Origin of the sequence: Bacillus sp. RC242 (genome assembly GCF_044908245.1) — a bacterium.
In the GTDB taxonomy this organism is placed as follows: domain Bacteria; phylum Bacillota; class Bacilli; order Bacillales; family Bacillaceae_G; genus Bacillus_A; species Bacillus_A mycoides.
Genome location: NZ_JBIYCZ010000021.1, coordinates 33,599 through 58,437, shown reverse-complemented (window position 1 = coordinate 58,437; position 24,839 = coordinate 33,599). Strand labels below are relative to the sequence as shown.

Below are 24,839 nucleotides of genomic sequence, written 5' to 3'. Positions count from 1 at the left end.
CACACCCGTTCCCATACCGAACACGGAAGTTAAGCTCTCTAGCGCCGATGGTAGTTGGGACCTTGTCCCTGTGAGAGTAGGACGTCGCCAAGCAAGCTAAAAACACGAGTCATTTGACTCGTGTTTTTTCGTGTTTTCTTTTATAATTCATAGTAATTTAAAAAATCTTTATTTAAAGAATCGTCCTTTTGATTAAAGATTGTGAAATGTGGCTAGGATAGTGAATAAGCAAAAGAGTTGCAAATTTTTTTAATACGTATATAATTATAGTCAAAGATAGTCAAAGTCAATAAAGGTGGCGGATAAATGAGAAATATATCTGATATCATTGAGAAATATCTAAAGCAAGTTATTGACTTAAGCAATAATAATGCGATTGAAATCAAGAGGAATGAGGTCGCTGATCGATTCGATTGTGTGCCGTCTCAAATCAACTATGTAATCAATACCCGTTTTACGTTAGAAAGAGGATTTGTAGTAGAAAGTAAACGAGGTGGAGGAGGTTACATTCGCATTATAAAAGTCAAACTGCATGATGATATAGACATTATTGATCAAATGCTTCATATGATTGATCATAGCGTTGCACAAGGAAATGCTGAAAGTATGATTATACGTTTAATAGAAGAGGGGATTATAACAAATCGTGAAGCTAAACTTATGTTAAGCGTACTAGATCGTTCTGTATTATTAATGGATGTTCCTTCTCGAGATGAACTTAGGGCTCGAATATTATGCGCAATGTTAAGAACACTGAAATATAAATAAATATAACTTTTGTTAAGAATGATAACTAAGATAATGCAGTTTAATATTGTAGGAATTTTGAAAGATGACATGTGCTTTTACTAAATGGATTAAGGAAAGAGAACAATCTAGTAATGTATGAAAAGTATCATGAGATAGATCGTTCCTGTTGTAAAGGTGGGGGATAGCGATGACTTGTCAAAACTGTAATATAAGACCAGCAACTTTACATTATACAAAAGTAATCAACGGAAAAAAGGCGGAAGTTCATCTTTGCGAGCAATGTGCAGAACAAAGTGGCTATACGTCTTTCTTTCAATCACCGCAGTCTAATTTTTCATTCCATGACCTATTAGCCGGATTATTGCATAGTGAACCAGCAATGTTTGAAGAAGGGCAAGATGCATTTTCAAATACAAATATATCAAGATGTCCGAATTGTAAGATGACATATGAACAATTTACAAAAGTGGGACGCTTTGGATGTGCTTCTTGTTACGATACATTTAAGGGGCATTTAAAACCATTGTTAAAACGTCTTCACGGTGGGCATACGGATCATTGTGGAAAAATTCCTGAACGTATAGAAGGAAATATCTACTTAAAGAAAGAATTAGATGAACTAAAACTCAATCTGAAACAATATGTACAGAAAGAGGAATTTGAGAAAGCGGCTGAAGTACGAGATAAAATTCGAGGTCTTGTAAATCAGCTTAGTGAGCATAGAGAGGGGGAATAGTTCTATGTCACTGGACAGAATCATGAATGAAGCGATTAGTCCATGGATGAAGGGAGATGGCCCTGATTCTGATATTGTTTTAAGTAGTCGAATTCGTTTGGCTCGTAATTTTAAAAAATATCAATTCTCTACTATGCAAAACGAGGAAGAAGCTAAACAGATTCACGAGTTATTTAAGAAGAAGTTTATAAATAAACCTGTAGAACCTTTTGGGGAGTTTGAACTATTAAAAATGAATGAATTAAATCCTCTTCAAAGGAGAGTTTTAGTTGAGAAGCATTTAATTAGTCCAAATCTTGCAGGAACAGAATACGGAGCATGCCTACTATCAGAAAGTGAACATATAAGTATCATGCTTAATGAAGAGGATCATGTTAGGATTCAGTGCCTATTTTCAGGTTTACAGTTATCAGAGGCGCTTCAAAGTGCCAATCAAATAGATAATTGGATCGAGGAACAGGTTGAATATGCTTTTGATGAATCGCTTGGATATATTACGAGTTGCCCGACTAACGTCGGTACAGGATTAAGGGCTTCGGTAATGATTCATTTGCCGGGACTGGTTTTAACGAAAAGAATTAACCGTATTATACAAGTAATTCAAAAATTAGGGTTAGTAGTAAGAGGAATATACGGTGAAGGTAGCGAAGCGTTAGGTAATATATTTCAAGTGTCAAATCAAATGACACTAGGGAAATCAGAAGAAGATATTATTGCAGATTTAAAGAGTGTCATTCAACAAATCATCCATCAAGAAAAAATGGCTAGAGAATTAATTGTACAAAATTCAAGTATCGAGCTTGAAGATAAAGTATATCGTTCTTACGGAATACTAGCTAACAGTCGTTTAATTCAATCTGCAGAAGCAGCCAATTGCTTATCAGATGTACGGCTTGGTATTGACTTAGGATATATACAAGGTATATCGAGAAATATTTTAACTGAGTTAATGGTTCTTACTCAGCCAGGCATTTTGCAACAATATGCAGGAGGACCTTTAGGACCAGAAGAAAGAGATTATCGAAGAGCAACCTTAATCCGTGAGCGATTACGAATTGAACAAAATTAAGCGCAAGTAGGAGGCGATTTCTATGATGTTTGGAAGATTTACAGAACGAGCACAGAAAGTATTAGCTTTATCTCAAGAGGAAGCAATTCGCATTGGGCATAATAATATTGGAACAGAACATATTTTACTTGGGCTTGTACGCGAAGGTGAAGGAATTGCAGCAAAGGCGTTAATTGCTCTTGGATTAAGTCCAGAGAAAGTTCAAAAAGAGGTAGAAGCATTAATTGGGCGTGGAACAGAAGCTTCTCAAACAGTACATTACACACCTCGTGCTAAAAAAGTTATTGAGTTGTCTATGGACGAAGCTCGTAAGCTAGGCCATTCCTACGTTGGAACAGAACATATTTTACTTGGTTTAATCCGTGAAGGTGAAGGTGTAGCAGCACGTGTTTTAAATAATTTAGGTGTAAGCCTAAATAAAGCAAGACAACAAGTGTTACAACTTCTTGGAAGTAATGAAGCTAGTTCAGGTCACCAGGGTGGTTCATCAACAAATGCGAATACACCTACACTTGACAGTCTAGCACGTGATTTAACAGTTGTTGCACGTGAAAATCGTTTAGATCCTGTTATTGGACGTAGTAAAGAAATTCAACGTGTAATTGAAGTGTTAAGCCGTAGAACAAAAAACAATCCAGTATTAATTGGAGAACCTGGTGTAGGTAAGACAGCAATTGCGGAAGGATTAGCACAGCAAATTGTAAATAATGAAGTTCCTGAAACTTTAAGAGATAAGCGTGTTATGACATTAGATATGGGTACAGTTGTTGCTGGAACAAAATATCGTGGTGAGTTTGAGGATCGTTTAAAGAAAGTGATGGATGAGATTCGCCAAGCTGGTAACATCATTCTATTTATTGATGAGCTTCATACGTTAATTGGTGCAGGAGGGGCGGAAGGTGCAATTGATGCATCGAATATTTTAAAACCATCTTTAGCACGTGGTGAATTACAATGTATTGGCGCAACAACTTTAGACGAATATCGTAAATATATTGAAAAGGATGCGGCATTAGAAAGACGTTTCCAACCAATTCATGTTGATGAACCAAACTTAGAAGAATCAGTTCAAATTTTAAAAGGTTTACGTGACCGTTATGAGGCGCATCACCGCGTATCTATTACAGATGATGCAATTGATGCGGCTGTAAAACTTTCAGATCGTTACATTACAGACCGTTTTTTACCTGATAAAGCAATCGATTTAATTGATGAGGCTGCATCAAAAGTGCGCTTACGTTCGTATACAACACCGCCAAACTTAAAAGAGCTTGAAGTGAAGCTTGAGGAAATTAGAAAAGAAAAAGATGCAGCTGTACAAAGCCAAGAATTTGAAAAGGCTGCTTCCTTACGTGATATGGAACAACGTTTACGTGAAAAGTTAGAAGATACAAAGCGTCAGTGGAAAGAGAAACAAGGACAAGAAAACTCAGAAGTAACAGTAGAAGATATTGCAAATGTCGTTTCCACATGGACACGTATTCCAGTTTCTAAACTTGCACAAACAGAGACAGATAAATTATTAAACTTGGAATCAATTTTACATGATCGTTTAATTGGGCAGGATGAAGCAGTTGTAGCTGTGGCAAAAGCTGTTCGTCGTGCGAGAGCGGGATTAAAAGATCCGAAACGTCCAATTGGCTCATTTATTTTCCTAGGACCTACTGGTGTAGGTAAAACAGAACTAGCAAGGGCATTAGCGGAATCTATGTTCGGTGATGAGGATGCAATGATCCGCATCGATATGTCTGAGTACATGGAAAAGCATTCTACTTCTCGTTTAGTTGGATCTCCTCCAGGATATGTTGGATATGAAGAAGGTGGACAATTAACAGAGAAAGTTCGTCGTAAGCCATATTCAGTTGTCTTATTAGATGAAGTAGAGAAAGCTCATCCTGATGTGTTTAATATTTTACTACAAGTATTAGAAGATGGCCGTTTAACAGATTCTAAAGGACGTACAGTTGATTTCCGTAATACAATTGTTATTATGACGTCTAATGTTGGTGCAGACGCATTAAAACGTAATAAACATCTTGGATTTAACGTACAAGATGAGAGCCGCGATTATTCAGATATGAAAGGTAAAGTAATGGATGAATTGAAAAAAGCATTTCGTCCAGAATTCTTAAACCGTATTGATGAAATTATCGTGTTCCATATGCTTGAGAAAAAACATATTCAAGAAATTGTAACTCTTATGGTGAATCAGTTAGTGAATCGCTTAAAAGAACAAGAGATTGAATTGCATTTAACAGAAGGAGCAATTTCAGCAATTGCTGATAAAGGATTTGATCGAGAGTACGGTGCTCGTCCGCTTCGTAGAGCAATTCAAAAACATGTAGAAGATAGACTATCAGAAGAACTGTTAAAAGGTGCTATTGAGAAAGGACAAAAAGTTATCTTTGATATAGAAGGAGAATCATTTGTCATTCATAGTGCAGAAAAGGTAAAATAAGTATAGACAAACAAAGAGGGCTACGCGATAGCCCTCTTTCTTGTACGAGAAGGATAAACGTTTGTAGATGAAAGTGAAGTGAACTATAAAAGATATGGCTAAAAAGAAAACAAAATTTACATGTCAAGAATGTGGTTATCAGTCGCCAAAATATATGGGGAAATGTCCTGGATGTGGTCAATGGAATACGCTTGTTGAAGAGATGGAACCAGTTGTATCATCAAGACGCCTTAATTATGCCAATGCAATTCAATCAGAAGTAACAAAACCAAGACGCTTAACAGAGGTAGAAACAAAGTCTGAGGCGCGTATTGAAACGAAATTTCAAGAGTTTAACCGTGTACTTGGTGGCGGGATTGTAGATGGATCTTTAGTACTTATTGGTGGAGACCCTGGGATTGGGAAATCAACATTGTTATTACAAATTTCATCGCAATTAGCAGATTCTTCATATGATGTACTATACATATCAGGTGAGGAGTCAGCAAAGCAGATCAAACTTCGTGCAGATCGTTTGCATGTAAAGGGTAGTAATCTATTTGTTGTAGCAGAGACTGATTTACAGAGAATTGCAGCGCACATTGAAGAGATGAATCCAGCTTTTGTTGTTATTGACTCCATTCAGACGATACATTTACCTGAAGTGACGTCAGCCCCAGGGAGTGTAACGCAAGTACGTGAATGTACAGCGGAATTAATGAAACTTGCAAAGACGAAAGGGATTCCTATTTTTATCGTCGGACATGTGACAAAAGAAGGGGCAATTGCAGGACCACGTATGCTAGAACATATGGTTGATGCAGTTCTTTACTTTGAAGGAGATCGTCACCATACATATCGTATTTTGCGAGCTGTGAAGAACCGTTTTGGTTCCACAAATGAAATGGGTATCTTTGAAATGAAGGAACTAGGTCTTGCAGAAGTACTAAATCCTTCTGAAATTTTCCTTGAGGAACGTCCAGTTGGAGTTGCAGGATCCACAGTGGTTGCTTCAATGGAAGGAACAAGACCGGTTTTAGTAGAAATACAAGCATTAATCTCCCCTACTAGTTTTGGAAATCCTCGAAGAATGGCGACGGGAATTGATCATAACCGCGTTTCACTTATTATGGCAGTGCTAGAAAAAAGAACAGGTTTATTGTTGCAAAATCAAGACGCATATTTAAAAGTTGCGGGTGGCTTGAAATTAGATGAACCAGCAATCGATTTAGCTGTCGCCTTAAGTATTGCTTCAAGTTTCAGAGATAAAGCTACTGCACCAGCCGATGCGGTAATAGGAGAAGTAGGCCTAACTGGAGAAATAAGAAGAGTATCAAGAATTGAACAACGTGTACAAGAAGCAGCGAAATTAGGATTTCAACGTGCTATTATTCCTAGAAAAAATTTGGGAGGATGGACAATTCCAGATGGGATTGAGGTAGTAGGTGTTTCTAATTTAGGAGAAGCGCTTCGTTTGACATTAGGAGGCTAGGCTATGGAGGAAAACAAGCAACGTGTCAAAAGTATGATTAATATTCTACAGCTTGTTGCCCCAGGAACACCACTACGCGAGGGGATAGATAACGTACTTCGTGCGCAAACTGGAGGGCTAATTGTTCTTGGGTATAATGAGCAGATTAAAAGTATTGTTGATGGAGGATTTCACATTAATTGTGCATTCTCACCGGCTAGTTTATATGAATTAGCAAAAATGGATGGGGCACTTATTTTAAATGAAACTGGGAGCAAAATTTTAATTGCAAATGCACAATTAGTTCCAGATCCATCCATTGATTCTATTGAAACAGGTATGCGTCACCGAACGGCAGAGCGTGTAGCAAAGCAGACGGCTAGCCTTGTTGTGGCTATTTCACAAAGACGTAACGTAATTACACTATATCAAGGGAACTTACGTTATACACTAAAGGATATAGGTGTAATTTTAACAAAGGCAAACCAAGCTATTCAAACGTTAGAAAAATATAAAGCTGTATGGAATGATGGGATTACGAATTTGGGCATTCTAGAATTTGAAGAGGTCGTTACAATGTCCGAGGTAGTTCACGTTTTACATAGTGTTGAAATGGTACTGCGTATTAAAAATGAAATAGTGAGCTACATTCATGAGTTAGGAACGGAAGGAAGGTTAATTCGTTTACAACTTACAGAATTACTAGCCGACTTAGAAGCAGAGGCAGCGTTATTAATTAAGGATTATTATCAAGAAAAAACGCAGGATCACCATCAAATTTTGAAAAAGTTACAAGATCTTGCAAATACACAGCTTTTAGAGGATAGCGATTTAGTTAAATTGCTCGGCTATCCAGGGCAAATGAGCTTAGAAGAAAGCGTGACACCGAGGGGATACCGAATCGCAAGCAAAATTTCTCGTGTTCCACCACTTATCATTGAAAATTTAATTAATCGATTTAAAACATTGCAAGGTGTTTGTCGTGCAACTATTAATGAATTGGATGATGTGGAAGGAATTGGGGAAGTTAGGGCGAAGAAAATACGAGAGGGCCTAAAAAGAATTCAAGAGCATCTCTATATGAGTAGACACAATTAAGAATATTACATTGATTCCATAATATAACGACACTAGAACATTTTTGTTATATGATATGGTATATTGGTAAATAAAACTATTTACAAAAAAACACGTCCGCTTTTGCATTCGGCGTTTTGATTAGCAAAACAATGGTTAATAATGAGTAGGAGGTGGTTGGATGTTAAAAAGGATCGTACAGCTCTTCTTTTTAGTAATTGGGGGAGCGTTAGGGATTTTTCTAATCCCAAAAGTTATTAATGTATTGGACGTTGGTGCTGTTCCTTTGCTTGAGGGATCGTACGTTCGTGCAATTATTGGTGCAATTATTTTATTTTTAACAACATTTTGGCTTGTGGATTATATTGTTCAACTTATTAAACATATCGAAGAAGCCCTTGTAAAGGCACCGGTAGCGGATGTTTTATTTGGTACATTAGGGTTGATCTCTGGTCTTATTGTTGCATATTTAATTTTGATACCAATTCGTGAATTCACGATTCCAGTCATTAGTACAGTATTACAAGTGTTCTTTACTCTTTTACTTGGTTATTTAGGATTCCAAGTAGGATTTAAAAAGAGAAATGAATTGCTAGGATTATTTACATTACCCCAGCGTGGAGGTAAGAAGAAAAACAATAGCGAGAACGAAGAGGTAGAGGTAGAAAAATCTACAACTCATTGGAAAATTCTCGATACAAGCGTAATTATTGATGGACGTATTGCGGATATTTGCCAAACGAAGTTTTTAGAAGGAACAATTGTGATTCCACAATTCGTATTAGAAGAGCTTCAGCATATTGCCGATTCTTCTGATGCATTAAAGCGTAATCGTGGTCGCAGAGGATTAGACATTTTAAATCGTATTCAAAAAGAGCTACCAATTCCGGTGGAAATTTATGAAGGCGATTTTGAGGATATCCAAGAGGTGGATAGCAAGCTTGTAAAGTTAGCTAAAATCACTGGTGGAACTGTTGTAACAAATGATTTCAACTTAAACAAAGTTTCTGAATTACAAGGAGTAACAGTATTAAATATTAACGATTTAGCAAATGCAATTAAACCAGTCGTACTCCCTGGCGAAGAATTAAGTGTTTATGTTGTGAAAGATGGTAAAGAACAAAATCAAGGTGTGGCATATTTAGATGATGGCACGATGATTGTAGTAGAAGACGGTAGAGAATATGTCGGTTCGCAACTTAATGTACTAGTTACAAGTGTGTTGCAAACATCGGCTGGTCGTATGATTTTCGCAAAACGTAAATTATTAGAAAAAGCATTATAAGTAGAGGATTATTAATATGTATACATTAATTATTCCGGCAGCGGGTCAAGGGAAACGGATGGGTGCTGGCAAAAATAAGTTGTTCTTACTTATAAATGGAGTACCTATCATTGTGCATACATTACGTGCTTTTGAAAAAGATAAAGCATGTAAACGCATTATCATGGCGATTAACGAAGAGGAACGCCCTTATTTTGAGGAGTTAATGCAGAAGTACCCGGTTGAAAAGCAGGTGCAATTTATTCAAGGCGGGGCCGAAAGACAAGATAGTGTGTATAATGCGCTTCAGTATGTGAGTGGTGTTGAATATGTTCTCGTACACGATGGTGCGCGCCCGTTCGTAACGAATAAGATGATGCAAGATGTATTAACTGCAGCAGAGAAATATGGTGCTTCCATTTGTGCGGTGCCAGTGAAGGATACCATTAAGAAAGTAGAACAGGGTGTTGTTGTTGAAACGGTAGAACGTTCTCAGCTTAAAGCGGTTCAAACACCGCAAGGATTTTCTGTTCCTCTTTTATTAGAAGCTCATAGAAGTGCAAAGCAAAGTTGTTTTCTTGGTACAGATGACGCAAGTCTCGTAGAACGTGTAGGGAAGAAAGTAGGCGTAGTAGAGGGGAGTTACTATAATATTAAAGTGACGACTCCAGAGGATTTACTAATTGCTGAAAGTTTCCTTCATGTTCAGAAGAAATAGAAGTGATGGTATTATAGTAAAGAAAAGCTCGGCAGTTGCCGGGCTTTTCTTTATAGAGATAGCAATATAATATAGAATTCATAAAGTAGTTTAGATTGAGGAGGATGTAAAGAATGTTTCGAATTGGACAAGGTTTTGATGTACATGAATTTGCGGAAGGTAGACCGTTAATTATCGGTGGAATTACAATTCCTCATGAAAAAGGATTAATCGGTCACTCGGATGCAGATGTATTGTTACATACGATTGCTGACGCATGTCTAGGAGCAATTGCAGCAGGAGATATTGGAAAACATTTTCCTGATACAGATCCTGCCTTTAAAGATGCGGATTCAGCTGTATTGTTACAAAAGGTTTGGGAATTTGTGCGTGAACAAGGTTATGAGCTAGGGAACATAGATTGTACAATTATTGCCCAAAAGCCAAAAATGGCACCGCATATTGAAAGCATGCGTAAACGCATTAGTGAACTATTAGAAACGTCTATTGATAATATTAATGTAAAGGCAACAACAACAGAAAAATTAGGATTTACAGGTAGAGAAGAAGGGATTGCTTCTCAAGCGGTTGTTTTATTACAGAAAAAATAGTGGTTTTTAATTCGTAAGATGGATAATCACGTTTTTTTGGTGTACAATTATAGAATGTGTTGACATTAAGATTGGAAGGTGTACCAACTATGGAAAAGCAAGTGAGAGTGCGCTATGCGCCAAGTCCAACAGGACACTTACATATCGGAAATGCGCGTACGGCATTATTTAATTATTTATTTGCTCGTCATCAAGATGGTAAGTTTATTATTCGTATTGAAGATACTGATGTGAAACGTAATGTTGCTGGTGGAGAAGAAAGCCAATTAAAATACTTGAAATGGCTCGGTATGGACTGGGATGAAGGTGTTGATGTTGGTGGTGAATTTGGACCATATCGTCAAACAGAGCGTTTAGATATTTATAAAAAATTATATAAAGATTTATTAGAGCGTGATTTAGCTTACAAATGTTATATGACAGAAGAAGAGCTAGAAGCAGAGCGTGAAGGTCAAATCGCTCGTGGTGAAACACCGCGTTATGCAGGAAACCACCGTGATTTAACTGAGGAGCAAATTAAAGGATTTGAGGCTGAAGGCCGTATTCCAAGTGTTCGCTTCCGTGTGCCGGCTGATAGCGACTACACGTTTAAAGATCTCGTAAAAGATGAAGTTGCATTCCATTCAAATGATTTTGGTGATTTCGTTATCGTGAAAAAAGATGGAATTCCAACTTATAACTTTGCGGTAGCGGTAGATGATCACTTAATGGAGATTACACACGTACTTCGTGGTGATGATCATATTTCAAACACGCCAAAACAAATGATGATTTATGAAGCTTTCGGTTGGGATATCCCGAAGTTCGGTCATATGACTTTAATTGTAAACGAAAGCCGTAAAAAGCTAAGTAAGCGTGACGAATCTATTATTCAATTTATTGAGCAATATAAAGAGCTTGGATATCTTCCAGAAGCAATCTTTAACTTTATTGCATTACTAGGTTGGTCACCAGTAGGTGAAGAAGAAGTCTTCTCTCAAGATGAGTTTATCAAAATGTTTGATGCAGCTCGTTTATCAAAATCACCTGCATTATTTGATTCCCAAAAACTAAAATGGATGAACAACCAATATATGAAAAAACAAGATTTAGATACGGTTGTTGAACTAAGCTTACCGCATTTAGTGAAAGCGGGTCGCGTAGGTGAAAACTTAAGCGAACAAGAACAAGCGTGGGTTCGTGATGTAATTGCTTTATATCATGACCAAATGAGCTTTGGAGCTGAAATTGTAGAGCTTTCTGAAATGTTCTTTAAAGATCATGTTGATCATGAAGAAGAGGGACAAGAAGTATTGAAAGGTGAACAAGTACCTGAAGTACTTCGTGCATTTGCCGATCAATTAGAAGCTTTAGAAGCAATGGAGCCAGCGGCAGTTAAGGCGGCTATTAAAGCAGTTCAAAAAGAAACAGGACATAAAGGTAAAAACCTATTTATGCCAATCCGTGTTGCTACTACTGGACAAACACATGGTCCTGAGCTTCCTAACGCTATTGCTCTTCTTGGAAAAGAAAAAGTTTTAAATCGTATTCAAAAAGTAATTGGTTAACATTTTCTAGGTTTAGCAATATAATAAGTATATCTAAAATCTAATAAGGAAAAGCGACGAGAAGGAGAAGTAGAAAATCAGGCTTTTTACAGAGAGAACCACCCTTAGGCTGGAAGTGGTTTATAAGCGGATTTTTGAAATGCCCCTTCGAGTCTTCTGTTGAACAGCGAAGTATTTCGCGGAACGTCTTAGGGCGCAAAGTAAACAGAAGCGGTGTAAACCGTTATCATGGATGAGTTTGAGGCTTCTTTAGCCTAAACAGAGTGGAACCGCGCTTAAAAGGCGTCTCTGTCTATATGACAGAGGCGTCTTTTTTTTATACCATGTAAATGGTGTGAGTATAAGTTTTATCCCCTCGTATAAAGATTTAGGGGGAAGTGGGGAGTTAGTTCACTCGAAAAAAGCAGCCCATAAAGGGGAGGGAACATCGATGTTTAAGAGGCTTCGGGAAGATATTGAAGTCGTTTTTGAACAGGATCCAGCGGCAAGAAGTTATTTCGAAGTCATTTTAACTTACTCTGGATTACATGCAGTTTGGGCCCATCGAATTGCACATGCTTTTTATAAAAGGGATTTTTTCTTTATGGCACGTTGGATTTCGCAAGTTAGTCGTTTTTTTACTGGCATTGAGATTCATCCAGGAGCAACTATTGGTCGTCGTTTTTTCATTGATCATGGAATGGGGGTTGTAATTGGAGAAACGTGTGAAATTGGCGAAAACGTAACAATTTATCAAGGTGTCACATTAGGTGGTACAGGTAAAGAAAAAGGAAAGAGGCACCCTACAATTCAGGATAATGTATTAATTGCAACAGGTGCTAAAGTACTAGGTTCTATTACTATTGGAGAGAATTCTAAAATTGGAGCAGGATCTGTCGTGTTAAAGGAAGTTCCTGCGCATTCTACAGTTGTAGGTATACCTGGCCGAGTCGTTATTCAAAATGGAGTAAAGATTGGTCAAGAATTAAATCATTCTGATCTTCCGGATCCGATTTTTGATAAATTAAAGGTTATGGAAGTAGAACTTGATAAATTGAGAAAGCAACTCGAAGTAAAGGTAGGAAGGAAGGATAAAAATGACTATTCACATTTATAATACGTTAACGCGTCAAAAAGAAGAGTTTATGCCATTAGAAGAAAATAAGGTAAAGATGTATGTGTGCGGACCTACAGTGTATAACTACATTCACATTGGGAATGCAAGACCACCTATGGTGTTTGATACAGTACGCCGTTACTTAGAATATAAAGGATATGATGTGCAGTATGTATCTAACTTTACTGACGTGGATGATAAATTAATTAAGGCGGCAAATGAATTAGGTGAAGATGTGCCAACAATTGCAGATCGTTTTGTTGAAGCTTACTTTGAAGATGTAACGGCACTAGGTTGCAAACATGCAACGGTTCATCCACGTGTAACGGAAAATATGGATATCATTATTGAATTTATTCAAGAACTTGTGAATAAAGGGTATGCATATGAATCAGAAGGTGATGTGTACTTTAAAACGAAAGAATTCGAAGGTTACGGTAAATTATCACATCAACCGACTGCAGACTTACGTCACGGTGCACGTATTGAAGTAGGAGAAAAGAAACAAGACCCTCTTGATTTTGCTTTATGGAAAGCTGCGAAAGAAGGAGAAATCTTCTGGGAAAGCCCTTGGGGGAAAGGACGCCCAGGGTGGCATATTGAATGCTCAGCAATGGCGCGTAAATATTTAGGGGATACAATTGATATTCATGCTGGTGGTCAAGATTTAGCGTTTCCTCATCATGAAAATGAAATTGCGCAGTCTGAGGCGTTGACAGGAAAAACATTTGCACGTTATTGGATGCATAACGGATATATTAATATTAATAACGAGAAGATGTCTAAGTCGCTTGGAAACTTCATTTTAGTTCACGATATCATTAAACAATATGATCCACAGTTAATCAGGTTCTTTATGCTATCGGTACATTACCGTCACCCAATTAACTTTAGCGAGGATTTATTGCAAAGTACTAATAATGGACTAGAAAGAATTAAAACAGCTTACGGTAACTTAAAGCATCGTATGGAAAGTAGTACGGATTTAACGGACCATAATGAAAAATGGTTAGCTGAAATGGAAAAGTTCCAGGTTGCATTCGAAGAAGCGATGGATGATGATTTCAATACGGCTAATGCGATTACTGAATTATATAACGTAGCAAATCACGCAAATCAATATTTGTTAGAAGAACATACTTCTAAAGTTGTAATTGAAGCGTATGTAAAACAACTTGAAACATTATTTAGTATTTTAGGATTAGAATTAGCGCAAGAAGAGTTGCTTGATGAAGAAATTGAAGCACTAATCCAAAAGCGTATTGAAGCTCGTCAAAATCGTGACTTCGCACTATCTGATCAAATTCGCGATGATTTAAAAGGACGTAATATTATTTTAGAAGATACCGCTCAAGGTACAAGATGGAAAAGAGGATAAGAATGATTGATGCAAAGCAATTAAACAGCTTAGCTTTAGCATATATGGGTGATGCGGTATATGAGCAATATATCCGCTATCACCTCCTTCAAAAGGGGAAAGTTCGCCCTAATCAATTACATCGCTTAGGGACGAGCTTTGTTTCGGCAAAAGCACAGGCGAAAGTTGTTTATCATTTATTAGAAACGGCATTTTTGACAGAAGAGGAAGAGGCGGTATTAAGAAGAGGGCGTAATGCGAATTCGGGTACTGTTCCAAAAAATACAGATGTACAAACATATCGACACAGTACAGCCTTTGAAGCGCTAATCGGTTATCATCACTTGTTGAATAATCGTGAAAGATTGGACGAGATTGTATATAAGGCGATTGACGTTTTGGAAGAAAAGGAAGGGAGCACATCATCATGAGTAGTGAATATATTATCGGACGTAACCCTGTAATTGAAGCTTTAAGAGCGGGGCGAGATATTAATAAAATTTTGGTAGCGGAAGGTGCTGCCAAAGGACAAGTGCAAATTGTACTAGCATTAGCAAAAGAGAATAAGGTTATCTTGCAACACGCACCAAAGAAGAAATTAGATCAATTGGTTGAGGGTAATCATCAAGGTGTAATTGCTCAAGTAGCTGCATATCAATATGCTGAGTTAGAGGATTTGTTTAAATTAGCAGAAAAACGCAATGAAGATCCGTTCTTCTTAATTTTAGATGAAATTGAAGACCCACATAACTTAGGCTCTATTATGCGTACTGCGGATGCAACAGGGGCTCATGGGGTTATTATTCCAAAAAGAAGAGCGGTGGGGCTTACAGCGTCAGTTGCGAAAGCGTCGACTGGGGCAATTGAATATATTCCTGTTGCACGTGTAACAAACTTATCGCGTACAATTGATGAATTAAAAGAACGTGGACTTTGGATTGCTGGTACAGATGCCAAAGGGAAAACAGATTACCGTAATTTAGATGGTAATATGCCAATCGGACTAGTAATTGGTAGTGAAGGAAAAGGTATGAGTCGTATTATTGGTGAAAAGTGTGATTTCCTAATTACTTTACCGATGGTCGGTAAAGTTACATCCTTAAATGCTTCAGTAGCCGCAAGTTTGTTAATGTATGAGGTATATCGTAAACGTCACGAAATTGGTAAATAAAAAATGAACGATATTTTAATCGTTGACGGTTACAACATTATCGGGGCTTGGGGAGACTTGAAGAAACTGCGGGATGTAGATTTACAGTCATCAAGAGACGCACTTATTGATAAGATGGCGGATTATCAAGGCTATACAGGCACAAAGGTAATGATTGTCTTTGATGCCTATACAGTCTATGGTATTGAAAAAAAGATGAAACAATCACGGGTGGAAGTAATATTCACGAGAAAAAATCAAACTGCAGATGAAAAGATAGAACAACTTGCAATTGAGCTTAGAAATATAAATACACAAATATACGTTGCAACTTCGGATTATACGGAGCAATGGATTATATTTGCGCAAGGTGCACTTCGAAAATCTGCGCGTGAATTAGAGTTAGAAGTGCAAGCGATGGAACAACAAGTAAGAAGGTGCACCAAAGACACGAAAGAAAGGCAACCCGCCATGCGAAAGATATTTAGTGAGGATATTACAGAAAAATTAGAAAAATTAAGAAGAGGAGAGCGTTGAAGCATTGACGCTCTTTATCTTTTTACTGTATAATATTGCTAAATATATAGCGGTCGGAGGGATCAAGGTGGAAGCAGGCTTCGTAAGTGTAGGTGACGTTACATTTCGTGATTTAGAGGATGAGGCAATCGTTGAGTTAGTTCGAAAAGGTAATACTGACGCTCTAGAATATTTAATTCACAAATATAAGAACTTTGTTCGCGCGAAATCAAGATCTTATTTCTTAGTGGGTGCCGATCGAGAAGATATTGTTCAAGAAGGCATGATTGGATTGTTTAAAGCCATTCGTGATTATAAAGGGGACAAGCTGTCTTCGTTCAAAGCATTTGCTGAACTGTGTATCACTCGACAAATTATTACCGCTATTAAAACAGCAACAAGGCAAAAACATATTCCGTTAAATTCGTATGTGTCTTTAGACAAGCCAATTTACGATGAGGAATCTGATCGAACATTATTAGATGTTATTTCGGAATCGAAAGTAACTGATCCAGAAGAGATGATTATAAGTCAGGAAGAATATACAGACATAGAATCAAAAATATCTGAATTATTAAGCGATTTAGAAAGAAAAGTGCTCTCTTTATACTTAGATGGTCGTTCCTATCAAGAAATTTCAGAACAGTTAAACAGGCACGTGAAATCTATTGATAACGCATTGCAGCGTGTAAAAAGGAAATTAGAAAGATATATGGAGATGAGAGAGAGTACAACTTTAAATTCATAGCAAGTGCCGCAGGTGTAAAATAATTCACCTGTTTTCTTTTTGTTAAGAGAGTGAAAGTCATGACATTGACATTATCTTTTGTTGTATGATACATTTTTAGGGACAATGTTACAAGGTTGGTGTAACTAATGAGGAAAAAAGTTGTACTCTCATGTGAAGAGTGTAAAAATCGAAACTACTCTACGATGAAAGATACGAGCTCAGTAGAGCGACTTGAGATAAAGAAGTTTTGTAAAACATGCAATAAGCATACAGTTCACAAAGAAACAAAATAAATAATTGAAATAATACACTGGAGGTCCCGTAGATGCGTTTAACGAACTTTTTCGGCGATGTAGGTCGCGAAATGAAAAAAGTAAGTTGGCCTAAAAAAGATGAATTACTCCGCTCAACAACGACTGTTATCGCGACAGTTGTGTTCTTTGCGATTTTCTTCGCAGTGGTTGATATGGGCATTTCTTCTTTAATTCGGTTAATTCTTGGTTAATTCTTGAATAAGAAGCACTTATCCATGATATAATGTTATTTATAAGAACTGTGTAAAAGCCCGGTGAACGGGTTTTTTCATTTGCGCAAAAAAATGTACGTCAGGGAGGGAAGGACGCTCGTCCTAAATGAATGGAAAAAAGTTGGTATGTTGTCCATACTTATTCTGGATATGAAAATAAAGTAAAAGCAAACCTAGAGAAACGTGTAGAATCAATGGGTATGCAAGATAAAATTTTCCGTGTTGTTGTCCCGGAAGAAGTAGAAGTAGAAATGAAAAATGGTAAAGAAAAAATAACGAAAAGAAAAGTGTTCCCAGGTTACGTATTAGTAGAACTAATCATGACTGACGATTCTTGGTATGTTGTTCGTAACACGCCAGGTGTAACAGGTTTTGTCGGTTCTTCTGGTTCAGGATCTAAACCATCGCCTCTATTAGAAGAGGAAGTTGTTACCATCATGAAGCATATGGGAATGGACAATGAAGTGGTTGATTTCGAATTTGAACTTCATGAAACAGTGCGTGTAAATGAGGGACCATTCGCGGATTATACAGGTGCGATTGAAGAAATTGATGTGGAAAAGAAAAAAGTTAGCGTGCTTGTAGACATGTTCGGTCGCGAGACTCCGGTTGAACTTGATTTCCATCAAATCGAAAAATTATAAAATGAAACTTGAAATGAATTGTAAAAAGTGATAATATCTTTTAAGTCAGTACGTCTTCGGTAACGGAGACGTTTTTTGAAAAAGATTTTATCATTATGATAAAATATGAAGTGGGAGGGCAAATCACTGCCCAATTGACCACATCACGGACTTAAGGAGGTGTGTCTCGTGGCTAAAAAGGTAATTAAAATGGTAAAACTTCAGATTCCTGCAGGTAAAGCTAATCCAGCTCCGCCGGTTGGTCCAGCATTAGGACAAGCAGGTGTTAACATCATGGGCTTCTGTAAAGAGTTTAACGCTCGTACAGCTGATCAAGCTGGTCTTATCATCCCTGTTGAAATTACGGTATTTGAGGACCGTTCATTCACTTTCATTACTAAAACTCCTCCTGCTGCTGTTCTTCTTAAGAAAGTAGCTGGTATTGAGTCTGGTTCTGGTGAACCAAACCGTAATAAAGTGGCAACTGTTAAGCGTGATAAAGTACGCGAAATCGCTGAAACTAAAATGCCTGACCTAAACGCTGCTAGTGTAGAAGCTGCAATGCGTATGGTTGAAGGTACTGCGCGCAGTATGGGCATCGTTATCGAAGACTAATTCGATTTGTTTTTTGTAAAAAAGGTTGCGGGTCTGGAATTCCAATTCGCAACCTTTATTATCGTAAATGATCATCATTTTTAAATAAATGGATGGGCGCACATCCTCGGGGGTTCCCGGAATGAAGGCGTAAACGTGGGAGGTTATTCCGCTAAAACCACATTCAAGGAGGAAACAAACATGGCTAAAAGAGGTAAAAAGTACGTTGAAGCTGCGAAGCTTGTTGATCGTGCATCTGCTTACTCTGCAACAGAAGCAGTAGAATTAGTAAAGAAAACAAACACAGCTAAATTTGATGCAACTGTAGAAGCTGCATTCCGTTTAGGTGTTGACCCTAAGAAAGCTGACCAACAAATTCGTGGTGCAGTTGTTCTTCCACACGGTACTGGTAAAGTACAACGTGTATTAGTATTCGCTAAAGGCGAAAAAGCAAAAGAAGCTGAAGCTGCTGGCGCTGAATTCGTAGGCGATGCTGATTACATCGGTAAAATCCAAAAAGGTTGGTTCGATTTCGATGTAGTAGTAGCAACTCCTGACATGATGGGTGAAGTTGGTAAACTTGGTCGTGTATTAGGACCTAAAGGTTTAATGCCAAACCCTAAAACTGGAACAGTTACTTTCGATGTAACTAAAGCTGTTAACGAAATCAAAGCTGGTAAAGTTGAATACCGCGTTGATAAAGCTGGTAACATCCACGTTCCAATCGGTAAAGTATCTTTCGAAGATGCTAAATTAGTAGAAAACTTCAAAACAATTGCTGACACGCTACAAAAAGCTAAGCCAGCTGCTGCAAAAGGTACTTACATGAAGAACGCAACCGTTGCTTCTACAATGGGACCTGGCGTACGCGTAGACGTTTCTACACTTGCGTAAAAATTGGAAGTTGACTTCATAAAGAAGTTTTAATATAATCATTTATGTTGTGAATTTTAATAGTGTACCGTAGACAGTAGGAGTCGATTCGACTTAATTTCCTACCTAGGTGTTAATATACGAAGCGGAATCTTTTTTCTGTGACTATATGCCTCCATGTCTACAAGTTGGGCATGGAGGTTTTTAGTGCACTTTCGGTACATCTTCTATATAATCTACAGGAGGTGTAATAACATGAGCAAAGTAATCGAAACTAAACAACAAGTTGTAACTGAAATCGCTGAAAAACTTCGCGCGAGTAAATCTACAATTGTTGTTGACTACCGTGGTTTAACAGTTTCTGAAGCAACAGAATTACGTAAAAACTTACGTGAAGCTGGCGTTGAGTTCAAAGTTTACAAAAACTCTTTAACTCGTCGTGCTGCAGAGTCTGCTGAAATGGCTGAGTTAAACGAATTCTTAACAGGACCAAACGCAATCGCGTTCAGTAACGAGGATGTAGTTGCTCCTGCGAAAGTATTAAACGACTTCGCTAAAAATCATGAAGCTTTAGAAATTAAAGCGGGCGTAATCGAAGGTAAACTTGTAACACTTGATGAGGTTAAAGCTATCGCTACTCTTCCATCACGTGAAGGCTTACTTTCTATGCTTCTTAGCGTTCTTCAAGCTCCAATCCGTAACCTTGCACTTGCTACTAAAGCAGTTGCAGATCAAAAGGAAGAGCAAGGCGCTTAATTTTTTAAAAGATAATTACTTGTTATCTATAAAACAATACAAACCTATTTAAGGGAGGATATTTACAATGACTAAAGAACAAATCATTGAAGCAGTTAAATCTATGACTGTATTAGAACTTAACGACTTAGTAAAAGCTATCGAGGAAGAATTCGGCGTAACTGCTGCTGCTCCTGTAGCTGTAGCTGGTGGCGCTGGTGAAGCTGCTGCTGAGCAAACTGAATTTGACGTAGTACTTGCAAGTGCTGGCGCTCAAAAAATCAAAGTTATCAAAGCTGTACGTGAAATCACTGGTCTTGGCTTAAAAGAAGCTAAAGAATTAGTTGACAACACTCCAAAAGCAATCAAAGAAGGCGTTACTAAAGAGGAAGCTGAAGAAATGAAAGCTAAACTTGAAGAAGTTGGCGCTGCTGTAGAAGTTAAGTAATTAACTTTTGGTGCTTTAAAAAAAGCTCGCTCTCATGCGAGCTTTTTTTTTAACTGTAAAGAAAAGAGGTGGCCATATGGCAGACCATTATTTTTCTAACGACCCTTCTAGTAAAAGTGATCGTAAACGATGGGAAGTTACACTTCGTGAATCTCGATTTACTTTTTTATCTGACCATGGGGTGTTCTCGAAAAACGAAGTGGACTTTGGTTCTCGTCTTTTAATTGAAGCGTTTCAAATGCCAGATGTTAAAGGTAATGTGTTAGACGTAGGATGTGGATACGGTCCAATCGGTTTGTCGTTAGCGAAAGAGTTTCAAAATCGTGAAATTCACATGGTGGATGTGAATGAAAGGGCCTTGGGACTTGCAAAAGAAAATGCCGCTAATAACAGAATTGAAAATATACGTATTTTGCAAAGTAGTGTCTATGAAAACGTTGATGGCAAGTATGCTGTTATTCTATCTAATCCTCCAATTCGTGCTGGTAAAGATATCGTGCATGAGATTTTAGAAAAGGCTGTGGAGTATTTAGTTTCAGGTGGAGAATTGTGGATTGTTATTCAAAAGAAACAAGGTGCGCCATCTGCGATGAAAAAACTAGAAGAAGTATTTTCTGAAGTTGAAGTTGTAGAAAAGAAAAAAGGATATTATATCATAAAATCAAAAAAGCGTTGACGGTTATTTTTGGCTATGTTAACATTATACAATGCCAATATATGATTTTCTGCGTTGAGAAAGATGTATATTTTTGCTTCTCTTGGAAAAGATAGTAAAATCAGCAGATTATGAAACAGAATGATGGTTTTCTTATAGAAGCCATTTTTCTTTTTTGAGCAGGTAGAAAGACTCAACGTATCTATCTTTAAGAGAAAAAAACTACGCTAATAGCAGTAGTTGTATTTATTTGTGATTTTGCACAAATTTTTTTGTGCATTTATAATACTCATGATTTGAGGGGTGAAGCAGTTGACAGGTCAACTAGTTCAATACGGACGCCACCGCCAACGAAGAAGTTATGCCCGTATTAGTGAAGTATTAGAGTTACCAAATCTTATCGAAATTCAAACCTCTTCTTATCAGTGGTTTCTTGATGAGGGTTTGCGAGAAATGTTCCAAGACATTTCTCCGATCGAAGACTTTACGGGAAATCTATCGCTTGAATTTATCGACTACAGCTTGGGTGAACCTAAATACTCTGTAGAAGAATGCAAAGAGCGTGATGTGACGTATGCAGCACCACTTCGTGTAAAAGTGCGTCTAATCAACAAGGAAACTGGTGAAGTAAAAGAACAAGATGTGTTCATGGGAGATTTCCCACTCATGACAGAGACTGGAACATTCGTAATTAACGGTGCAGAACGTGTTATCGTTTCCCAGTTAGTTCGCTCTCCAAGCGTATACTATAGTGGCAAAGTGGATAAAAACGGAAAACGTGGTTTTACTGCTACTGTAATTCCAAACCGCGGAGCTTGGTTAGAGTATGAAACAGATGCTAAGGATGTTGTATATGTGCGTATTGACCGTACGCGTAAACTTCCTGTAACTGTTTTGTTACGCGCATTAGGGTTTGGCTCTGATCAAGAAATCACCGAGCTTTTAGGTGATAACGAATACTTAAGCAATACGTTAGAAAAAGACAACACAGATAGCACAGAGAAAGCATTGCTTGAAATTTATGAGCGTCTACGCCCTGGTGAACCACCAACAGTAGAAAATGCAAAGAGCTTACTTGTGTCTCGTTTCTTTGATCCGAAGCGCTACGATTTAGCAAATGTAGGTCGCTATAAGATCAACAAAAAGCTACACATTAAAAACAGATTGTTTAACCAACGTTTAGCTGAAACACTGGTGGATCCAGAAACTGGTGAAATTTTAGCGGCAGAAGGAACAGTCTTAGATCGTCGTACACTGGATCGCATTCTACCTTACTTAGAGAAAAACATTGGATTCAAAACAGCGAAACCAATGGGTGGAGTGGTAGCAGGCGATGTTGAGCTGCAATCTATTAAGATTTATGCTCCAGAATCAGAAGGCGAACGATCTATAAACGTAATTGGGAATGCAAATATTACTCGTGATATAAAACACATCACACCAGGTGATATTCTTGCTTCTATTAGCTACTTCTTTAACTTGCTATATAAAGTAGGGGATACAGATGATATTGACCACTTAGGAAATCGTCGTCTGCGTTCTGTAGGAGAGTTACTACAAAACCAATTCCGTATCGGTCTTTCTCGTATGGAACGTGTTGTTCGTGAGAGAATGTCGATTCAAGATACAAATGCAATTACACCACAAGCGTTAATTAACATTCGCCCGGTTATTGCATCTATTAAAGAGTTCTTCGGAAGTTCTCAGTTATCTCAGTTCATGGATCAAACAAACCCATTAGCAGAGTTAACTCACAAACGAAGACTATCTGCATTAGGACCCGGTGGTTTAACGCGTGAGCGCGCAGGCTTTGAAGTACGTGACGTTCACTACTCTCACTATGGTCGTATGTGTCCAATTGAAACGCCAGAGGGACCAAACATCGGTTTGATTAACTCATTATCTTCGTTTGCGAAAGTAAATGAGTTTGGTTTTATTGAAACGCCATACCGTCGTGTTGACCCAGAAACTGGTCTTGTAACAGGGCAGGTTGATTATTTAACAGCAGATGAAGAAGATAACTATGTTGTAGCCCAAGCGAATATGAAATTATCTGAAGTAGGGGAATTCCTTGATGAAGATATCGTAGCTCGTTTCCGTGGTGAAAACATTGTCACAAATAAAGAACGCATCGACTACATGGATGTATCTCCAAAACAAGTAGTGTCGGCAGCGACAGCTTGTATTCCGTTCTTAGAAAACGATGACTCTAACCGCGCACTTATGGGAGCGAACATGCAACGTCAGGCGGTTCCGTTAATAAATCCGGAATCTCCGATTGTAGGTACAGGTATGGAGTACGTATCAGCAAAAGACTCAGGTGCTGCAGTAATCTGTAAACAGCCTGGTGTTGTTGAGCGCGTAGAAGCACGTGAAGTTTGGGTACGTCGCTATGTAGACGTTGACGGTCAAACAGTAAAAGGCGACTTAGATCGCTACAAAATGCAAAAATTCATTCGTTCTAACCAAGGAACTTGCTACAACCAACGTCCAATCGTAAGTGTTGGAGACCAAGTTGTAAAAGGTGAAATCCTTGCGGATGGTCCTTCTATGGAATTAGGTGAACTGGCGCTTGGACGTAACGTGCTTGTTGGCTTTATGACATGGGACGGTTATAACTATGAGGATGCGATCATCATGAGTGAGCGCCTTGTAAAAGATGATGTGTACACTTCTATCCATATTGAAGAATATGAATCAGAAGCTCGTGATACGAAGCTTGGACCAGAAGAAATTACACGTGATATCCCGAATGTTGGAGAAGATGCACTTCGTAATCTTGACGAGCGCGGTATTATTCGCGTCGGTGCTGAAGTAAAAGATGGAGATCTACTTGTTGGTAAAGTAACGCCAAAAGGTGTAACAGAATTAACGGCAGAAGAACGTCTATTACATGCAATCTTCGGTGAAAAAGCACGTGAAGTACGTGATACATCACTACGTGTACCACACGGTGGTGGCGGTATTATATTAGACGTAAAAGTGTTTAACCGTGAAGATGGCGATGAATTGCCACCAGGCGTGAATCAACTTGTACGTGCATATATCGTTCAAAAGCGTAAAATTTCTGAAGGTGACAAAATGGCCGGTCGTCATGGTAACAAAGGTGTTATTTCCCGTATTTTACCGGAAGAAGATATGCCTTACTTACCAGATGGTACGCCAATCGATATCATGTTAAACCCATTAGGGGTACCATCTCGTATGAATATCGGTCAGGTATTAGAGCTTCATCTTGGTATGGCAGCAAGATACCTTGGTATTCACATTGCAACACCGGTATTCGATGGTGCTCGTGAGGAAGATGTATGGGGCACAATTGAAGAAGCTGGTATGGCAAATGACGCGAAAACAATCCTGTATGACGGACGTACTGGTGAGCCATTCGATAACCGTGTATCTGTTGGTGTCATGTATATGATCAAACTTGCGCACATGGTTGACGATAAACTTCATGCTCGTTCTACTGGACCATACTCACTTGTAACGCAGCAACCTCTTGGAGGTAAAGCTCAGTTCGGTGGACAGCGTTTCGGTGAGATGGAGGTTTGGGCACTTGAAGCTTATGGTGCTGCTTATACTCTTCAAGAAATCTTAACAGTGAAGTCTGATGATGTTATTGGGCGTGTTAAGACGTATGAAGCAATTGTTAAAGGTGAAAATGTTCCAGAACCAGGTGTTCCTGAATCATTCAAAGTATTGATTAAAGAACTGCAAAGTTTAGGTATGGACGTTAAAATGATGTCTATCAACGATACAGAAATTGAAATGCGTGATACGGAAGATGACGATGATCATCAATCAGCAGATAAATTGAATGTTGAAGTTGAGACAACTAAGGAATAATTGGGATAACCTGTAGACTAAAAGGGAGGTA

Annotated in this window: 25 protein-coding genes, 1 rRNA gene and 2 other annotated features; all 26 genes read left to right on the top strand. The window is 38.1% G+C overall.

All coding sequences use genetic code 11. From position 1 onward, the window contains the following. Positions 1 to 93, top strand: a 5S ribosomal RNA gene (gene rrf / locus ABH957_RS27270); the annotation flags it as partial. Between the two features lie 213 nt (positions 94 to 306). Then, on the top strand, positions 307 to 768 hold the full coding sequence (gene ctsR / locus ABH957_RS27265; protein ID WP_002029353.1) for a transcriptional regulator CtsR: 462 nt from the start codon (positions 307 to 309) through the stop codon (positions 766 to 768). 169 nt (positions 769 to 937) lie between these two features. Beyond that, positions 938 to 1,486 carry a protein-arginine kinase activator protein McsA gene (mcsA, locus tag ABH957_RS27260; protein WP_002009823.1) on the top strand — a complete coding sequence of 183 codons (549 nt, stop codon included), beginning with the start codon at positions 938 to 940 and terminating at the stop codon, positions 1,484 to 1,486. Positions 1,487 to 1,490: 4 nt separating this feature from the next. Next, the gene (gene mcsB / locus ABH957_RS27255) at positions 1,491 to 2,555 is read left to right on the top strand and encodes a protein-arginine kinase McsB (RefSeq protein WP_404449593.1); all 1,065 of its coding nucleotides are present in this window, start codon (positions 1,491 to 1,493) and stop codon (positions 2,553 to 2,555) included. 22 nt (positions 2,556 to 2,577) lie between these two features. Then, positions 2,578 to 5,013 (top strand): ATP-dependent protease ATP-binding subunit ClpC, encoded by a 2,436-nt coding sequence (clpC, locus tag ABH957_RS27250; RefSeq protein ID WP_002063405.1) that lies wholly within the window; start codon positions 2,578 to 2,580, stop codon positions 5,011 to 5,013. Between the two features lie 94 nt (positions 5,014 to 5,107). Continuing rightward, the gene (radA, locus tag ABH957_RS27245) at positions 5,108 to 6,484 is read left to right on the top strand and encodes a DNA repair protein RadA (RefSeq protein WP_002009817.1); all 1,377 of its coding nucleotides are present in this window, start codon (positions 5,108 to 5,110) and stop codon (positions 6,482 to 6,484) included. A 3-nt stretch (positions 6,485 to 6,487) separates the two neighbouring features. Continuing rightward, entirely contained in the window at positions 6,488 to 7,561 is a 1,074-nt protein-coding gene (disA, locus tag ABH957_RS27240; protein WP_000392162.1) for a DNA integrity scanning diadenylate cyclase DisA, read from the top strand. Between the two features lie 160 nt (positions 7,562 to 7,721). Beyond that, entirely contained in the window at positions 7,722 to 8,825 is a 1,104-nt protein-coding gene (locus ABH957_RS27235; RefSeq protein WP_002063406.1) for a PIN/TRAM domain-containing protein, read from the top strand. Positions 8,826 to 8,841: 16 nt separating this feature from the next. After that, positions 8,842 to 9,522 (top strand): 2-C-methyl-D-erythritol 4-phosphate cytidylyltransferase, encoded by a 681-nt coding sequence (ispD, locus tag ABH957_RS27230; protein WP_002009811.1) that lies wholly within the window; start codon positions 8,842 to 8,844, stop codon positions 9,520 to 9,522. 113 nt (positions 9,523 to 9,635) lie between these two features. Then, a complete protein-coding gene (gene ispF, locus ABH957_RS27225) occupies positions 9,636 to 10,112 on the top strand; it encodes a 2-C-methyl-D-erythritol 2,4-cyclodiphosphate synthase (RefSeq protein ID WP_404512609.1) in 477 nt (158 codons plus the stop codon). Positions 10,113 to 10,201: 89 nt separating this feature from the next. After that, positions 10,202 to 11,659, top strand: coding sequence for a glutamate--tRNA ligase (gltX, locus tag ABH957_RS27220; RefSeq protein ID WP_404457961.1), 1,458 nt, complete (start codon positions 10,202 to 10,204; stop codon positions 11,657 to 11,659). Between the two features lie 47 nt (positions 11,660 to 11,706). Continuing rightward, positions 11,707 to 11,952 (top strand) — a binding site (T-box leader). A 137-nt stretch (positions 11,953 to 12,089) separates the two neighbouring features. Beyond that, the gene (gene cysE, locus ABH957_RS27215) at positions 12,090 to 12,755 is read left to right on the top strand and encodes a serine O-acetyltransferase (RefSeq protein ID WP_002169329.1); all 666 of its coding nucleotides are present in this window, start codon (positions 12,090 to 12,092) and stop codon (positions 12,753 to 12,755) included. After that, positions 12,736 to 14,133 carry a cysteine--tRNA ligase gene (cysS, locus tag ABH957_RS27210; protein ID WP_404457964.1) on the top strand — a complete coding sequence of 466 codons (1,398 nt, stop codon included), beginning with the start codon at positions 12,736 to 12,738 and terminating at the stop codon, positions 14,131 to 14,133. Before cysE ends, cysS begins: the two co-directional genes overlap by 20 nt. Positions 14,134 to 14,135: 2 nt before the next feature. Further along, positions 14,136 to 14,543 (top strand): Mini-ribonuclease 3, encoded by a 408-nt coding sequence (locus ABH957_RS27205; protein ID WP_002063411.1) that lies wholly within the window; start codon positions 14,136 to 14,138, stop codon positions 14,541 to 14,543. Then, positions 14,540 to 15,283 (top strand): 23S rRNA (guanosine(2251)-2'-O)-methyltransferase RlmB, encoded by a 744-nt coding sequence (rlmB, locus tag ABH957_RS27200; protein WP_002091503.1) that lies wholly within the window; start codon positions 14,540 to 14,542, stop codon positions 15,281 to 15,283. The genes ABH957_RS27205 and rlmB overlap by 4 nt, the downstream gene beginning before the upstream one ends. 3 nt (positions 15,284 to 15,286) lie before the next feature. Then, positions 15,287 to 15,799 carry an NYN domain-containing protein gene (locus tag ABH957_RS27195; RefSeq protein WP_404491867.1) on the top strand — a complete coding sequence of 171 codons (513 nt, stop codon included), beginning with the start codon at positions 15,287 to 15,289 and terminating at the stop codon, positions 15,797 to 15,799. A 67-nt stretch (positions 15,800 to 15,866) separates the two neighbouring features. Next, positions 15,867 to 16,526 carry an RNA polymerase factor sigma-70 gene (locus tag ABH957_RS27190; RefSeq protein ID WP_002009799.1) on the top strand — a complete coding sequence of 220 codons (660 nt, stop codon included), beginning with the start codon at positions 15,867 to 15,869 and terminating at the stop codon, positions 16,524 to 16,526. Positions 16,527 to 16,654: 128 nt separating this feature from the next. Further along, a complete protein-coding gene (rpmG, locus tag ABH957_RS27185; RefSeq protein ID WP_012260172.1) occupies positions 16,655 to 16,801 on the top strand; it encodes a 50S ribosomal protein L33 in 147 nt (48 codons plus the stop codon). A 32-nt stretch (positions 16,802 to 16,833) separates the two neighbouring features. Then, entirely contained in the window at positions 16,834 to 17,013 is a 180-nt protein-coding gene (secE, locus tag ABH957_RS27180; protein WP_002009797.1) for a preprotein translocase subunit SecE, read from the top strand. A 131-nt stretch (positions 17,014 to 17,144) separates the two neighbouring features. Continuing rightward, positions 17,145 to 17,678 carry a transcription termination/antitermination protein NusG gene (gene nusG, locus ABH957_RS27175; protein WP_002009795.1) on the top strand — a complete coding sequence of 178 codons (534 nt, stop codon included), beginning with the start codon at positions 17,145 to 17,147 and terminating at the stop codon, positions 17,676 to 17,678. 168 nt (positions 17,679 to 17,846) lie between these two features. Continuing rightward, positions 17,847 to 18,272, top strand: coding sequence for a 50S ribosomal protein L11 (gene rplK / locus ABH957_RS27170; RefSeq protein WP_001085872.1), 426 nt, complete (start codon positions 17,847 to 17,849; stop codon positions 18,270 to 18,272). A gap of 180 nt (positions 18,273 to 18,452) precedes the next feature. Continuing rightward, on the top strand, positions 18,453 to 19,145 hold the full coding sequence (gene rplA, locus ABH957_RS27165) for a 50S ribosomal protein L1 (RefSeq protein WP_002009792.1): 693 nt from the start codon (positions 18,453 to 18,455) through the stop codon (positions 19,143 to 19,145). Between the two features lie 49 nt (positions 19,146 to 19,194). Next, positions 19,195 to 19,340, top strand: a sequence feature (ribosomal protein L10 leader region). A gap of 39 nt (positions 19,341 to 19,379) precedes the next feature. Then, positions 19,380 to 19,880: a 50S ribosomal protein L10 gene (gene rplJ, locus ABH957_RS27160; protein WP_002009790.1), complete on the top strand. Its 501-nt coding sequence runs from the start codon at positions 19,380 to 19,382 to the stop codon at positions 19,878 to 19,880. Positions 19,881 to 19,947: 67 nt separating this feature from the next. Beyond that, positions 19,948 to 20,307, top strand: coding sequence for a 50S ribosomal protein L7/L12 (gene rplL, locus ABH957_RS27155; RefSeq protein WP_002009788.1), 360 nt, complete (start codon positions 19,948 to 19,950; stop codon positions 20,305 to 20,307). A 76-nt stretch (positions 20,308 to 20,383) separates the two neighbouring features. Then, complete coding sequence (locus ABH957_RS27150) at positions 20,384 to 20,983, top strand: class I SAM-dependent methyltransferase (RefSeq protein WP_002124684.1); 600 nt, start codon at positions 20,384 to 20,386, stop codon at positions 20,981 to 20,983. Between the two features lie 291 nt (positions 20,984 to 21,274). Continuing rightward, the gene (gene rpoB / locus ABH957_RS27145; RefSeq protein ID WP_002113316.1) at positions 21,275 to 24,808 is read left to right on the top strand and encodes a DNA-directed RNA polymerase subunit beta; all 3,534 of its coding nucleotides are present in this window, start codon (positions 21,275 to 21,277) and stop codon (positions 24,806 to 24,808) included. The last annotated feature ends 31 nt before the right edge of the window (positions 24,809 to 24,839 follow it).

Coding starts and splice junctions, on each gene's coding strand:
- ctsR (WP_002029353.1), top strand. CDS start 307: ATGAGAAATATATCTGATATCATTGAGAAATATCTAAAGCAAGTTATT.
- mcsA (WP_002009823.1), top strand. CDS start 938: ATGACTTGTCAAAACTGTAATATAAGACCAGCAACTTTACATTATACA.
- mcsB (WP_404449593.1), top strand. CDS start 1,491: ATGTCACTGGACAGAATCATGAATGAAGCGATTAGTCCATGGATGAAG.
- clpC (WP_002063405.1), top strand. CDS start 2,578: ATGATGTTTGGAAGATTTACAGAACGAGCACAGAAAGTATTAGCTTTA.
- radA (WP_002009817.1), top strand. CDS start 5,108: ATGGCTAAAAAGAAAACAAAATTTACATGTCAAGAATGTGGTTATCAG.
- disA (WP_000392162.1), top strand. CDS start 6,488: ATGGAGGAAAACAAGCAACGTGTCAAAAGTATGATTAATATTCTACAG.
- ABH957_RS27235 (WP_002063406.1), top strand. CDS start 7,722: ATGTTAAAAAGGATCGTACAGCTCTTCTTTTTAGTAATTGGGGGAGCG.
- ispD (WP_002009811.1), top strand. CDS start 8,842: ATGTATACATTAATTATTCCGGCAGCGGGTCAAGGGAAACGGATGGGT.
- ispF (WP_404512609.1), top strand. CDS start 9,636: ATGTTTCGAATTGGACAAGGTTTTGATGTACATGAATTTGCGGAAGGT.
- gltX (WP_404457961.1), top strand. CDS start 10,202: ATGGAAAAGCAAGTGAGAGTGCGCTATGCGCCAAGTCCAACAGGACAC.
- cysE (WP_002169329.1), top strand. CDS start 12,090: ATGTTTAAGAGGCTTCGGGAAGATATTGAAGTCGTTTTTGAACAGGAT.
- cysS (WP_404457964.1), top strand. CDS start 12,736: ATGACTATTCACATTTATAATACGTTAACGCGTCAAAAAGAAGAGTTT.
- ABH957_RS27205 (WP_002063411.1), top strand. CDS start 14,136: ATGATTGATGCAAAGCAATTAAACAGCTTAGCTTTAGCATATATGGGT.
- rlmB (WP_002091503.1), top strand. CDS start 14,540: ATGAGTAGTGAATATATTATCGGACGTAACCCTGTAATTGAAGCTTTA.
- ABH957_RS27195 (WP_404491867.1), top strand. CDS start 15,287: ATGAACGATATTTTAATCGTTGACGGTTACAACATTATCGGGGCTTGG.
- rpmG (WP_012260172.1), top strand. CDS start 16,655: ATGAGGAAAAAAGTTGTACTCTCATGTGAAGAGTGTAAAAATCGAAAC.
- secE (WP_002009797.1), top strand. CDS start 16,834: ATGCGTTTAACGAACTTTTTCGGCGATGTAGGTCGCGAAATGAAAAAA.
- nusG (WP_002009795.1), top strand. CDS start 17,145: ATGGAAAAAAGTTGGTATGTTGTCCATACTTATTCTGGATATGAAAAT.
- rplA (WP_002009792.1), top strand. CDS start 18,453: ATGGCTAAAAGAGGTAAAAAGTACGTTGAAGCTGCGAAGCTTGTTGAT.
- rplJ (WP_002009790.1), top strand. CDS start 19,380: ATGAGCAAAGTAATCGAAACTAAACAACAAGTTGTAACTGAAATCGCT.
- rplL (WP_002009788.1), top strand. CDS start 19,948: ATGACTAAAGAACAAATCATTGAAGCAGTTAAATCTATGACTGTATTA.
- ABH957_RS27150 (WP_002124684.1), top strand. CDS start 20,384: ATGGCAGACCATTATTTTTCTAACGACCCTTCTAGTAAAAGTGATCGT.